This window comes from Nocardia aegles (genome assembly GCF_052545135.1).
The window spans coordinates 817,480-829,983 of record NZ_JBQWRI010000002.1 but is presented as its reverse complement, the minus strand read 5'-3'; the positions used below and the strand labels follow the sequence as shown (position 1 = coordinate 829,983).

The 12,504-nt window shown below is 66.6% G+C and carries 14 protein-coding genes and 1 pseudogene; 12 read left to right on the top strand and 3 right to left on the bottom strand.

Features of this window, described 5'->3' with window-relative positions:
• Positions 1-6: 6 nt before the first annotated feature.
• The 9 genes and pseudogenes from ACT89H_RS08960 (at position 7) to ACT89H_RS08920 (ending at position 9,336) form a co-directional block, all read left to right on the top strand.
• Positions 7-534 (top strand): nucleotide exchange factor GrpE, encoded by a 528-nt coding sequence (locus ACT89H_RS08960; protein ID WP_445108045.1) that lies wholly within the window; start codon positions 7-9, stop codon positions 532-534.
• Between the two features lie 6 nt (positions 535-540).
• Positions 541-1,446, top strand: a complete 906-nt coding sequence (locus ACT89H_RS08955) for a DnaJ C-terminal domain-containing protein (protein ID WP_445108044.1) — start codon at positions 541-543, stop codon at positions 1,444-1,446.
• Positions 1,443-1,771 (top strand): annotated as a pseudogene (locus ACT89H_RS08950) (chaperone modulator CbpM). The gene ACT89H_RS08955 and the pseudogene ACT89H_RS08950 overlap by 4 nt, the downstream one beginning before the upstream one ends.
• Positions 1,753-4,386 (top strand): ATP-dependent chaperone ClpB, encoded by a 2,634-nt coding sequence (clpB, locus tag ACT89H_RS08945; RefSeq protein WP_445108043.1) that lies wholly within the window; start codon positions 1,753-1,755, stop codon positions 4,384-4,386. The pseudogene ACT89H_RS08950 and the gene clpB overlap by 19 nt, the downstream one beginning before the upstream one ends.
• A gap of 14 nt (positions 4,387-4,400) precedes the next feature.
• Positions 4,401-4,853, top strand: coding sequence for a thioredoxin (gene trxA, locus ACT89H_RS08940; protein ID WP_445108042.1), 453 nt, complete (start codon positions 4,401-4,403; stop codon positions 4,851-4,853).
• Positions 4,850-5,116: a UBP-type zinc finger domain-containing protein gene (locus ACT89H_RS08935; RefSeq protein WP_445108041.1), complete on the top strand. Its 267-nt coding sequence runs from the start codon at positions 4,850-4,852 to the stop codon at positions 5,114-5,116. The genes trxA and ACT89H_RS08935 overlap by 4 nt, the downstream gene beginning before the upstream one ends.
• On the top strand, positions 5,094-6,806 hold the full coding sequence (locus ACT89H_RS08930) for an FAD-dependent oxidoreductase (RefSeq protein ID WP_445108040.1): 1,713 nt from the start codon (positions 5,094-5,096) through the stop codon (positions 6,804-6,806). The genes ACT89H_RS08935 and ACT89H_RS08930 overlap by 23 nt, the downstream gene beginning before the upstream one ends.
• A 13-nt stretch (positions 6,807-6,819) precedes the next feature.
• Positions 6,820-7,260, top strand: a complete 441-nt coding sequence (locus tag ACT89H_RS08925; protein ID WP_445108265.1) for a DUF1931 family protein — start codon at positions 6,820-6,822, stop codon at positions 7,258-7,260.
• A 759-nt stretch (positions 7,261-8,019) separates the two neighbouring features.
• Positions 8,020-9,336, top strand: coding sequence for an aspartate aminotransferase family protein (locus tag ACT89H_RS08920; protein WP_445108039.1), 1,317 nt, complete (start codon positions 8,020-8,022; stop codon positions 9,334-9,336).
• 9 nt (positions 9,337-9,345) lie between these two features.
• On the opposite strand, the gene ACT89H_RS08915 is transcribed toward ACT89H_RS08920, so the two are convergent.
• Positions 9,346-9,849 (bottom strand): nitroreductase/quinone reductase family protein, encoded by a 504-nt coding sequence (locus ACT89H_RS08915; protein ID WP_445108038.1) that lies wholly within the window; start codon positions 9,847-9,849, stop codon positions 9,346-9,348.
• A gap of 102 nt (positions 9,850-9,951) precedes the next feature.
• Between ACT89H_RS08915 and ACT89H_RS08910 the strand changes: the two genes are divergently transcribed.
• A complete protein-coding gene (locus ACT89H_RS08910) occupies positions 9,952-10,320 on the top strand; it encodes an arsenate reductase family protein (protein ID WP_445108037.1) in 369 nt (122 codons plus the stop codon).
• Between the two features lie 44 nt (positions 10,321-10,364).
• Positions 10,365-11,045, top strand: a complete 681-nt coding sequence (locus tag ACT89H_RS08905; RefSeq protein WP_445108036.1) for a TIGR00266 family protein — start codon at positions 10,365-10,367, stop codon at positions 11,043-11,045.
• Here the strand turns inward: ACT89H_RS08905 and ACT89H_RS08900 are convergent, their stop codons facing one another.
• A complete protein-coding gene (locus ACT89H_RS08900; protein ID WP_445108035.1) occupies positions 11,046-11,648 on the bottom strand; it encodes an NUDIX hydrolase in 603 nt (200 codons plus the stop codon).
• 53 nt (positions 11,649-11,701) lie between these two features.
• Here ACT89H_RS08900 and ACT89H_RS08895 point away from each other — a divergent pair, with 53 nt between their 5' ends.
• Positions 11,702-12,082: a nitroreductase family deazaflavin-dependent oxidoreductase gene (locus tag ACT89H_RS08895; protein WP_445108034.1), complete on the top strand. Its 381-nt coding sequence runs from the start codon at positions 11,702-11,704 to the stop codon at positions 12,080-12,082.
• Between the two features lie 94 nt (positions 12,083-12,176).
• On the opposite strand, the gene ACT89H_RS08890 is transcribed toward ACT89H_RS08895, so the two are convergent.
• Positions 12,177-12,464: a DUF427 domain-containing protein gene (locus tag ACT89H_RS08890; RefSeq protein WP_445108033.1), complete on the bottom strand. Its 288-nt coding sequence runs from the start codon at positions 12,462-12,464 to the stop codon at positions 12,177-12,179.
• Positions 12,465-12,504 lie beyond the last annotated feature (40 nt).

Below are 12,504 nucleotides of genomic sequence, written 5' to 3'. Positions count from 1 at the left end.
CACACGATGGAAAGGTCCGCAGATCATTCGACGACCGAGTCGACTACCGAGTCGGCTACCGACGGGGATCAGACCGAGACGGCGCCTGATCGCACCGACACCGCGGCCGAGTTGGCTCAGCTCGAGGACCGCTGGCGCAGGGCCCTTGCAGATCTGGACAACCTGCGCAAGCGGTTTGCCAAGGATCTGGACCGTGCGCGCGCCGCTGAGGTGGCGAAGGTTTCCGCTGCGTGGCTCCCGGTGCTGGACAATTTGGAGCTCGCGCTGGCCCATGCGGGCAGCGATCCCCAGGCTGTCGTCGAGGGCGTGAGGGCGATCCGGGAGCAGGCGGTGCAGGTGCTGGCGCAGTTCGGCTTCGAGCGCCACGACGAGGTCGGTGTGCCGTTCTCCCCGGAGCTACACGAAGTGGTCAGCGTGGTGGCCCAACCGGACGTTCCCTCCGGGACCGTGATCGAGGTCTTGCGCCCGGGCTATGGGGAGGACGGTCGGCAGTTGCGTCCCGCCGCGGTGGTCGTCAGCCGACCCGAGGGGTGAGCACCGATGGCGCGTGACTACTACGAAGTGCTCGGTGTCTCGCGCGGCGCCGGCGCCGACGAAATCCAGCAGGCGTACCGCAAGCTGGCGCGCAAGTATCACCCCGACGTGAACAAGGACCCCACTGCGGAGGACAAGTTCAAGGAGGCCAACGAGGCCTACCAGGTGTTGTCCGACCCGGACACCCGGAAACGCTACGACCGATTCGGTGAGGACTTCCGGCGTGTGCCCGAGGACTACGACGAACGGGTCCGGGCAAGCGCCGGTGGGTACGGCGGCGCGGGCAGAAGGGTGCACTTCGGTCGAGGTTTCGGTGGCGAGGGCGCAGTCGACTTCGAGGACCTCTTCGGGCAGATGTTCGGCGGCGCCGGCGGGTACGGGCCGATTCCCGGCGCCGATCAGGAAGCGGAACTGGAACTGACTCTGGAACAGGCGTATCGGGGCGGCAAACACACACTCAGACTGGACGGACGTCAGTACGACGTCGACATTCCCGCCGGTGTCCTGGACGGCCAGAGAATCCGGCTGGCCGGGCAAGGCGGGCGGGGCAACGGTGACGCGCCGCCTGGGGATCTGTACCTCGTGGTGCGGATCAAGCCGCATCGCCGGTTCCGGGTGCAGGGCCGGGACATCTATGTGGACCTGCCCGTATCGCCATGGGAGGCGGTGCTCGGGTCGACTGTCGTCGTTCCCACCCCGGGTGGCGAGGCGAAAGTCAAAGTGGTACCGGGCTCGTCAACGGGAAGGAAGCTGCGGCTGCGCGGAGAAGGAATGCCCAATCCGCGTGGCGCCAACGGCAATCTCTACGCCGAGATCAAGGTAATGGTGCCGTCGAAACCGACAGCACGCGAGCGCGAGCTGTTCGAGCAGTTGGCCACCGAATCTAACTTCGATCCGAGGAAAGAGACATGAGCACCCCGAGCCCGGTCACCCGGTACGTATTGGTTCGCCGTCCCGGATTGTCGCCAGATGCCTTCGCCGAACGTACCGGACTGCACCCGGATCTGGCACGACGGCTCGTGGCGCTCGGCCTGCTCGACGCCCACCGCGACGCCGGCGGCGAGATGTCGTTCGAACCATCCGAAGTGGCCCATGCCGCCCGCATCCAACGGCTGCGGACCGGTCTGGGCCTGAACTACTCGGCAATCGGGCTCGTGCTCGATCTGCTGGATCGAATCGAGAAACTCGAAGCAGCTTCCCGCGGAAGGAGGGCACCCCATGGATACCGGCAGCCTGACTGAAAGGTCACGAGAAGCCCTGCAGGAAGCCCAGAATATAGCGACCAGAATGAGTCACACCGAGGTCGACGGAGAGCACCTGCTGCTCGCGTTGGTCGATCAGCGGGAAGGGCTGGTACCTCGACTGCTCGAGCAGGTCGGCGCCAACGTCGATGCCCTGCGATCCGATCTGGAACGTGAACTCTCACGTAGGCCGAAGGTCAGCGGCCCCGGCGCGACGCCCGGTCAGGTGATGATCACCCAGCGCCTGGCCAAGTTGCTCGACGCCGCGGAACGGGAGGCGAAGCGACTCAAGGATTCCTACGTGTCCGTGGAGCATCTCGTGATGGCCCTCTCCGAGGAGGGGTCGGCCACTGCGGCAGGCCGGGTCCTCGCCAGTCATGGGGTCACGCGAGAATCCTTCCTCGCCGTCTTGACCACAGTGCGCGGCCATCAGCGCGTCACATCGGCGACCCCGGAAGGGGCCTACGAGGCGCTGGAGAAGTACGGACGCGATCTCGTCTCCGAGGCCCAAGCAGGCAACCTCGATCCGGTCATCGGCCGAGATGCCGAGATCCGCAGGGTAACGCAGATCCTGAGCCGGAAGACGAAGAACAATCCGGTGCTGATCGGCGACCCCGGCGTCGGTAAGACCGCGATCGTGGAGGGACTCGCCCAGCGGATCGTCCGCGGCGACGTGCCCGAGGGCCTGCGCGACAAGACGATCTTCTCGCTCGACATGGGTTCCCTGGTGGCCGGCGCGAAGTACCGCGGCGAGTTCGAGGAGCGACTGCAAGCGGTGCTGTCGGAGGTGAAGGCGGCCGAGGGGCGCATCCTGTTGTTCGTCGACGAGCTACATACCGTTGTGGGCGCGGGATCAGTCGGCGGCGACGGGTCTCTCGACGCCGGCAACATGCTCAAGCCGATGCTCGCCCGCGGCGAACTACACATGATCGGCGCCACCACTCTCGACGAGTATCGCAAACACATCGAATCCGATGCGGCACTGGAGCGTCGCTTCCAGACCGTTCTCGTCGACGAGCCCAGCATCGAGGATGCGATCTCGATTCTGCGCGGACTTCGGGAACGACTCGAGGTGTTTCACGGCGTGAAGATCAAGGATGGCGCCCTGGTTGCCGCCGTGACCCTCTCGCACCGGTACATCACCGACCGCTTCCTTCCGGACAAGGCGATCGACCTGGTCGACGAGGCATGCGCTCGGCAACGCACCGAAATCGACTCGATGCCCGCCGAACTCGACGAGCTCACCCGGAAAGTCACCCGGCTGGAGATCGAAGAGGCCGCGCTGTCCAAAGAAACGGACGCGGCCAGCAAGGCGCGCCTCGAAGAGCTCCGTAAGGAGTTGGCCGACCTACGGGCCGAGGCCGACGCCAGGCACGCTCAATGGGAGGCCGAGCGGCAGGCGATACGGCGGGTGCAGGAGCTGCGGGGAGAACTGGAACGGTTGCGCCACGAGGCCGAGGAGGCGGAGCGCAACTACGACCTCAACCGCGCGGCCGAGCTGCGATACGGCGAGATCACCGAGCTGGAACGCAGACTCGAGGCGGCGGAGGAGCAACTGGCCACCAGGCAGGGCCGGAATCCGTTGCTGCGTGAAGTGGTCACCGAAGACGAGATCGCAGAGATCGTGGCCGCATGGACGGGTATCCCGGTCGCCCGGCTGCAGGAAGGCGAGCGGGAGAAGCTGTTGAAGCTCGACGAGATTTTGCACGAGAGGGTCGTCGGTCAGGACGAGGCCGTGCAACTGGTCGCAGACGCGGTGATCCGGGCAAGGTCGGGTATCCGTGACCCACGCAGGCCGATCGGTTCGTTCATCTTCCTGGGCCCGACGGGCGTGGGAAAGACCGAGCTCGCGAAGACGCTGGCCAGTGCCCTCTTCGACAGCGAAGACAACATGGTGCGCCTGGACATGAGCGAGTACCAGGAGCGGCACACGGTGAGCAGGCTCATCGGTGCGCCCCCCGGGTACGTCGGCTACGACGAGGGCGGCCAGCTCACCGAGGCGGTACGCCGCAAGCCGTACTCCGTCGTGCTCTTCGATGAGATCGAGAAGGCCCACGCCGATGTCTTCAATACCCTGCTGCAGGTGCTCGATGACGGCCGGATCACCGATTCTCAAGGCAGGCAGGTCGATTTCCGGAACACGGTGATCATCATGACCTCCAACATCGGATCCCAGTATCTCCTCGAGGGAGTCACAGCCGACGGCGAGATCAAACCGGATGCCCGGGGGCGGGTGCTGGCGGAACTGCGCGGGCACTTCCGTCCGGAGTTCCTCAACCGGGTCGACGACATCGTGTTGTTCACCCCGCTCACGCTGCCCCAAATCGAGCACATCGTCGAGCTACAACTCACCGATCTTCGGAACAGGTTGTCGGAGCGGCAGATCCACCTGGATATCGCGCCGGAAGCGCGCCGGCTCATCGCCGAACACGGTTTCGACCCGGTCTACGGTGCGCGGCCGCTGCGGCGGTACATCGCCCACGAGGTCGAGACCAAGATAGGTCGTGCGCTGTTGCGCGGCGATATCGAGCCGGGTAGCACCATCCGTGTCACGGTGGACCGCGGCGAGCTCGCCGTCGCGTATGCCGAACCCGCCGTCGCGGCGGCCTGAGAAGAGGTGTCGTCGTGGGATTCGAAAAGGTGAAGTGCCCGAACTGCGGCAAGGTCAACAAGGTGGCGGCGGCCGGGGAAGGAAGACCGCGCTGTGGGAACTGCCATGAGCCGCTGCCCTGGATCGCCTCGGCAGGGGACGACGACTTCGCGGAGGTCGCCGAGAAATCCTCGGTGCCTGTGCTCGTCGACCTCTGGGCGACGTGGTGCGGCCCGTGTCGCATGGTCAGTCCGGCGCTCGAGCAGCTCGCCAGGGAACGCGCGGGTCGAATCAAGCTGGTGAAGATCGACGTGGATGCCGCGCCAAGGACGGCCGAACGATTCACCGTCCGCGCCGTACCGACTCTGCTGGTGATGGACCGAGGCGAGATCCTGGCTCGTCAGGCGGGCGCCGCTCCGGTGCCACAACTGCGCACATGGCTCGACCAGGCGCTCTCGGAAAACGCAGGAAAGGAGGCGAAGCGATGACTTCTGTCCATGTCGACCCACACGTGACCGCGATCCGGCCCGTCGTACCCCGGACTCCGCAGGGCTGCGAGGAATGTCTTCGCCTCGGCACCCCGTGGGTACATCTGAGGCTGTGCCTGACGTGCGGACACGTCGGTTGCTGCGACTCCTCGCCGGGCAAGCACGCGAGCGCGCACGCCCACGTCATCGGCCATCCGATCGTCCAGTCGATGGAGCCAGGCGAAGATTGGCGCTGGTGTTATGTCGACCAGAACTTCGTCTGACGACGCCGCTCCCGCACCCGACATTCCGCCGCTCGACGAGACTCCGGATGAACTCGGAGCATTCCCGCGGCTGACGGACGACCAGGTCGCGACACTCGAGGTCGGTGGCACGCGTCGATCGGTTCGCGCCGGCGAGGTGCTGATCCGAGAGGGCGAACCCAGCAACGACTTCTTCGTCATACTCTCGGGCAAGGTCGCGATCATCGACGAGGGCGACGGAGACGGCGAACGCCGGATTCTGCGCGTGCATGGTCCCGGCCGATTCCTGGGCGAGCTCGGGCTGCTGGAAGGCCAAGTAGCATTCTTCACCGCCGAGGCGATCGAGGACGACGAGATACTCGTCATCCCGGCCGACCGGGTGCGCGAGCTGGTTTCCCACGATCCCGTGCTCAGCGATCTGATCCTGCGCGCCTACCTGGTGCGCCGGCACCTGCTGATCGGGCTCGGTTCCGGATTCCGGATCATCGGCTCCTGTTATTCACCGGATACGTTGCGGCTTCGGCAGTTCGCCATGCGAAACCGATTGCCCCACAGGTGGATCGATGTAGAGCAAGACGAACGGGCGGAACAGCTGCTGCGCAGCCTGAACGTCGCCCCCGAGGACACCCCCGTCGTGATCTGGCACGGCGAGAAGGTGCTGCGCAATCCCACGAATGCGGAACTCGCCCGCATCGTCGGGCTTCCGGTCCCGGACGCGGCCCAGGACGTCTGCGACCTCGTCGTGGTGGGTGCGGGACCGGCCGGTCTGGCCGCGTCCGTGTACGGCGCCTCGGACGGGTTGAACACGGTGACGCTGGAGTCGTTCGCCGCAGGCGGCCAGGCCAGTACCTCCTCCCGGATCGAAAACTACCTGGGCTTTCCGGCAGGGATCTCCGGCGCCGAATTGGCGGAGCGGGCCGTGATCCAGGCCGGCAAGTTCGGCGCCCGCATCCTGGTGTCGGCGGAGGTGACCGGTGTGGGGTCCGAGGACGGCCATCACGTGCTCCGGCTGGCGGACGGCGGCACGGTTCGGGGCCGGGCCGTCGTGCTCGCCACCGGGGCGCGATACCGCAAGTTGGCGGTTCCAGGAATCGAGGTACTGGAGGGGACGAGCGTGTACTACGCCGCAACCCATCAGGAAGCGCGGATGTGCGGCACCGACCCGGTGGCCATCGTCGGCGGCGGCAACTCCGCCGGACAGGCCACCGTTTTTCTCGCGGACCGCGTCTCCCACGTTCACCTGCTCATCCGCAGCGGTGACATCGGAAAGAGCATGTCTCGGTACCTCGTCGACCAGATCGAGCGCCATCCGCGCGTGACCGTCCACCGGAATACCGAGGTTCGCGAGGTCCACGGTGAGAAGTACCTCGACGAGATTGTGGTCGAGAACAATCACACGGGCGAACATGACACCCTCCGGGTACACGCCCTGTTCGTCTTCATCGGGGCGGTGCCGCACACCGGGTGGCTGGCCGACACGATCGCACTCGACGACCACGGCTTCGTCCTCACGGGCGTGGACGTGGTCCACGCCCGTGAGGACGGCAACCAGTGGATCGGCGACCGGCCGTCGAGGACGCTCGAAACAAGCCTGCCCGGCCTGTTCGCCGCCGGCGACGTCCGCACCGGCTCCGTGAAACGGGTCGCCTCCGCTGTCGGTGAGGGAGCGATGGCGGTTCGCCAAATCCATGAATACTTCGACAGGAGCTGACGACATGCCAGTGATGGGTACCGTGAAATTCCAGCAACTCTTCCGAGCAGCGGCCGGCCTGCAAGTCGACCGGAACGACCTCAAGCGCTATACGGATTTCGTCGACGACAAGATCTACGATCTGATCCTCATCGGCAAATCCTCGGCAAAGGCAAACCTGAGGGACGTGATCGAACCGTGGGACCTGCCGATCACCAAGGGGCTGCAGGAGAGCATCCACCGGTTCGAGAAACTCGACCAGGAAATCGAACTACAGTCTGTGCTCGATCAACTAACGGCCCGGCCGCCGTTGGACATGGCCCTCTCCGAGGCGACCGAGCAGCGACTGCCGCTGATTGCCGGAGGCTTGAGCGTGGCGCTGGCGCACACATTCGTCACGATCGAACCGGACCGTAAGAACCCCGGGACCACCGAATGGAACGTCGCGTTCGACATCTTCCATCTCCTGCTCTGACCACCGCCCCCGCCCGGCGAACCAGTAGACCGCCGCTGGCCTGCGACGGCACTTGCGCTGTGGAACAGCTTGCGCGGCAATGTATCCAGCTTTCAACACCCGCCAGCAAGACCCGGTTGATCCTCGCCACCTCGCGGTCCCACATCGAACCCGCCACCCTCGGCCTGACGCGGCTCCCTGCGCCGCCGAACCAGAGCTGCACGATGATCATCCTCGAACGATCCCGCCACGAACGCTTATCACGCGATCGCCACAGTGGCACCCACCACCCGATGGCGTGCGGAACCAACTGAAACTGGATCACACACACGCGGGTGCCGATCTCGGCGCCCACGAGGTGCCGCAGTTGCGCCGCCAATCGAAGGTGGCCCTTCCGCGTCACCACCGGCCGAACCGTTCGCGCGGGAGGACAGGACAGCGACTCCGCCGCTCATACGCCAGCCGAGGCGATCACCCGGCTCCCAGCCCCGTGAGGCGACCAGCTCACGGTCCACGATCTGGCCATGAGTATCGACCGGACGCAACGAGTACCCGGCCGCGTTCGGTCGATGGCGGCGCATAGGGCCAGCGGCAGCTCGACCATGTCTCCTGCCGTGGCTGCGGAATGCGTGACGGCGTGGCCGAGGCTTCCTGACCTGTGGGGAATCACAGGCGGGACAGTTCTCGTCATATGCCGCGCCTCCAGCCGCGAAGGCGCTCCGATAGGGCTATGGTGCCAATTGTGCTGTTCTACCCAGGTCGGAAGGGGGAATTCGCCCCATGAGCGGGTCAGATCACGTCTTCTATCCCTGGAGCGCGCAGGCCGAGTTGCATCCGGCTCCGATCACCGGGGCGTTCGGCTCCTATTTCTGGGACGAGACCGGCAAGCGCTACCTGGACTTCTCCTCTCAGCTGGTCAACGTGAACATCGGCCACCAGCATCCGGACATCGTCGCGGCGATCGTCGCCCAAGCACAGCGGTTGGCGACCGTCTCGCCGACGGTGGGTAACGACGTGCGCAGCGAACTGGCCCGGCTGATCGTCGAGCGGGCTCCCGGCGAGCTGAACCGGATACTGTTCACCACCGGCGGCGCCGAGGCCGTCGAGCATGCGGTGCGTTTGGCGCGAAGCTACACCGGGCGGACGAAGATGCTCGCCGCCTACCGCTCCTACCACGGCGGCACAGGCGTGGCGATCGGCTTGACCGGGGAACCGCGTCGCTGGGGCGCGGAGCCGACCAACGTCGATGTGGTGCGGTTCTTCGGGCCCTACCCGTACCGGTCGCCGTGGGGCACGTCGACTCCCGAGGAGGAGACGGCCGCCGCGCTGGGGCACCTGCGGCAGGTGATCGAGCTGGAGGGGCCGCAGCACATCGCGGGACTCATCCTGGAGACCGTGGTCGGCACCAACGGTGTGCTCGTCCCGCCGCCCGGTTATCTGGCCGGTGTGCGAGCGCTGTGCGACGAGTTCGGCATCGTCTTCATCGCCGACGAGGTGATGGTGGGGTTCGGCCGGGTGGGCGAATGGTTCGCGGTACAGGCGTTCGGCGTGGAGCCGGACATCATCACCTTCGCCAAGGGGGTGAACTCCGGCTACGTCCCGCTCGGTGGCGCGCTCATGGCCGAGCGGATCGCGCAGCGCTACGACCATGTGGTGTATCCGGGCGGCCTCACCTACGCGGGCCACCCGCTGGCCTGCGCGGCGGGTGTCGCCTCGATCGCGGTCTTCGAGCGTGAGGGAATCCTCGATCACGTGCGGGCGGTGGGCGCCGATGTGCTCGGGAAGGGGCTGCGCGAACTGGCCGGTCGTCATCCGAGCGTCGGCGAGGTCCGCGGGCTCGGCTTTTTCTGGGCGCTGGAACTGGTCCGGGATCAGCGCAGCAGGCAGCCGCTGGTCCCGTTCGCGGCGGCGGGCGCGGATGCCGAACCGATGATCGCGGTGACCGCGGCGGCCAAAGCACGCGGGCTGTGGCCGTTCAACGCGGGCAATCGGTTCCAGATCGCGCCGCCGCTGACCACAACGGCCGACGAGCTTCGGACCGGCCTCGAGATCGTCGACGAAGTGCTCGACGTCGCCGACGGCTACCTCGAAAGCTGACCGGCAGTGTCAGTGTGGCGTCAGTTCCACCACGACACCGCCCTGCTGCCAGGTTTGGTAGATATCGGCTTTGGATGGTGAACCGTCGGCGGTGAAGCCGATGCCGTTGTACTTCGCGTTCTGCTTGTTGTCCCGCGCGATGATCTCGTAGAGTCGCAGCACGTCGGCCTCGGAGGTGTGGACGACCGGGTCGAAGGTGCGCGGCTCGCCGCCGAGGGAGGCCCGCACGGGATCGCCCACCCGCAGATTCTTCACCCACGGACGCAGGGCGGTGCCGATCAGCAGACTGTCGCCGTGCCGGGTGTATGCCACCGGCACGTCGTAGGTCTTCCCCGACTTGCGCCCGACGACGTGCAGGATCATCAGCCGCTTGCCGACGACGCCGGACAGGCCGGGCACGCGCAGCAGCGTGCGCACGACCCGATTCAGCAGGCCCTGATACGAGGGAATGCGTTCGGGACCGGATGTGGTGGGGGTGCCGTATGGGTTTTCGGGTGACGCGTGCTCGGTCATCGCTCCAGTATCCGGCCACGCGCCGCGCTCGGCGTGGCGACGTCCGAGATCCGCCGGCGGGCGCCGGGCTGGCGAGCCGCGCGCCCTCGGTACCCTGCGTGCATGACTTCCGGGCAGACAGAGATCTGGCACAACCCGCGGTGCAGCAAGAGCCGCAACGCCACCGCGTTCCTGAACGAGGCCGGTGTCGACTACACCGTGCGCAAGTATCTGGACCAACCGCCGACGGCCGCCGAACTGCGCGAGGTGTTGCGGCGGTTGAACGCCGAACCGTGGGACATCACCCGCACCGGCGAGCAGGTCGCCAAGGATCTCGGCATGGCGAGCTGGGCGCGGACCGCCGCCGACCGGGACCGCTGGATCGAAGCGCTGGTCGAACATCCCGGACTGATCCAACGGCCGATCGTGCTCACCGCGGACGGCGGGGCAGTGGTCGCCCGAGACGAGGCCGCTCTGCGCGATCTGCTCTGACAACCGTTCCCGCCGTAGGGAACTCGGCGGTAGGGTCGGTGGACATGAAAGTACAACTGCGCCACAGTCCCGCCGCCGCCGTCGCGCGGTGCTTTCTCGCCGGGGGAGAGCCGATGCGGGTCGAGAGCGGCGCCATGGTGGCTCATTCGGCGGGAGTCACATTGCAGGCCAAGGCCGAGGGTGGCATCCTGGCCGGGCTGAAACGGTCCGTGCTGGCCGGGGAATCGTTCTTCGTCTCCACTTTCACCGCGCCGCCGCAGGGCGGATGGGTCGACGTGGCGCCGGCGCTCCCCGGCGACATGCTGAATTTGCAGATCACGCCCGATCGGCCTTTCTTCATCAGCCGCGGGGGCTGGATCGCCAATTCGCATGGCGTGCAGGTGGAGAGCAAGTGGGGCGGTTTCGCCAATCTGTTCGGCGGCGAAGGCGGGTTCGGTCTGCGCGCGCACGGCGAGGGTGAAATCGTAGTGGGCGTTTTCGGCGCGATCGATGTGATCGATCTGCAACCGGGCGAACCGATCACGATCGACACCGGACACGTGGTCGCCTACGACCTGGCGATGAATTTCGGCATCCGGCGCGCGGTCTCGGGTCGATCGATCCAGTCGTTGAAGTCCGGCGAGGGTTTCGTCTTCGATTTCACCGGTCCCGGCCGGGTGCTGTTGCAGACACGTAATCCCGGTGCGTTCGCCGCCTGGGCCGGATCCGTCGCCTCCTCCAGTTGATCAGGGCCTCGTCCCGCTGTCCTGCGCCGACCGGGCGTCGGTCAGCAGATCCGCGATCAGCAGGCGGGTATCCGGGACGAACGGCCAGGCCGGATCGGCCAGACGCGCCAGCAATTCGGCGTCGGTCCACCACCATCCCGCGGCGATCTCCGCGGGTTGGTGGCGGACCGGGCCGTCGTAGCGCAGCTCGTACGCGAAGAGGTGACAGCGCATCGGCCGACCGGCCCATTCGCCGTCCCAGGAGACCGTCGCCGACGGTTCCGGGGAGACGTAGGCGGGGTCCGGCGTGACGCCCAGTTCTTCAGTCAGTTCGCGCAGGGCAGTGTCGCGCGGCGCCTCCCCGGGTGCGACCACGCCACCGGCCAGACAGTCGTGCATGCTCGCGAACACCAGCTTGGTGTCGGTGCGGCGGTGCACGTAGATGCGCTCACCGTCACCCGACCGCAGGAGCACGCCCGCGCCGGCATGCCACAGTCCGTCGCGATAGACCGTGGCACGCTCGGCAGCGCCCACCGGAGCGCCCGCCGCATCGTAGACCGCGATCTGTTCGGCGCCGGGATCTCCGATGTGGGGCGACCGGCGACGATGTGGGGGAGCGGACATGGGTCGAGAGTAACGTGGATACCGCACGCCACAGGGAGAGAGGATCGCCGCCCATGGTGCTTCCACACGCACTGGCGAATTTCAACCGGCATGTCACCAATCCGACCACGGGCCTGGTCGCGGGCCGCGCGCCCGGCTTCGGCATCGTGCAGCACAAGGGCAGGAAGTCGGGACGGTCCTACCGAACCCCGGTCATGGTCTTCGAGCAGGACGGCACCTATCGGATCGCGCTGACGTACGGCCGGAAGGTGGACTGGGTCAAGAACATCTGCGCGGCGGGCGGCTTCGCCTTGGAAACCCACGGTCGCGTCGTCGAGCTGACCGATCCGGTCGTGCGGCACGACCCGTCGGCGGCATGGGCGCCGCTCGGTGTGCGGCAGGTGCTGAAGACGATCTCGGCGGACTATTACGTCGAGTCTCGTCCGACGGACTGATTGCGTCGTCCGCCTGCGCTTCCCACGCCGACGACCGGATTCCGGCATCGATCATGAGTTCGCCACTCGATTGCTCGCAGCGAAAGAGCGCCGCTCAGTTCTCGGTCACCTCGACGCCGCGCCAGAACGCGACGTAGTCCTTGATCTGCGCGGCCTTGGTCTTCGGCTCCGGGTAGTACCAGGCGGCGTCGGTGTTGCTGTCTCCGTCGACCACCACGGTGTAGTAGCTGGCGGTGCCCTTCCACGGGCAGTAGGTGTGCGTGTCGGAGGGCTGGAAGAACTCCGGCCGGATCGAGTCCGGCGGGAAGTAGTGGTTGCCCTCGATGATGATGGTGTCAGTGCTGGTCGCGAGGACGCGGCCGTGCCAAGTTGCCGTTGCCATACGTCGATTCTGCCTCGGTCTCACCGATGGCCGCGGGCCG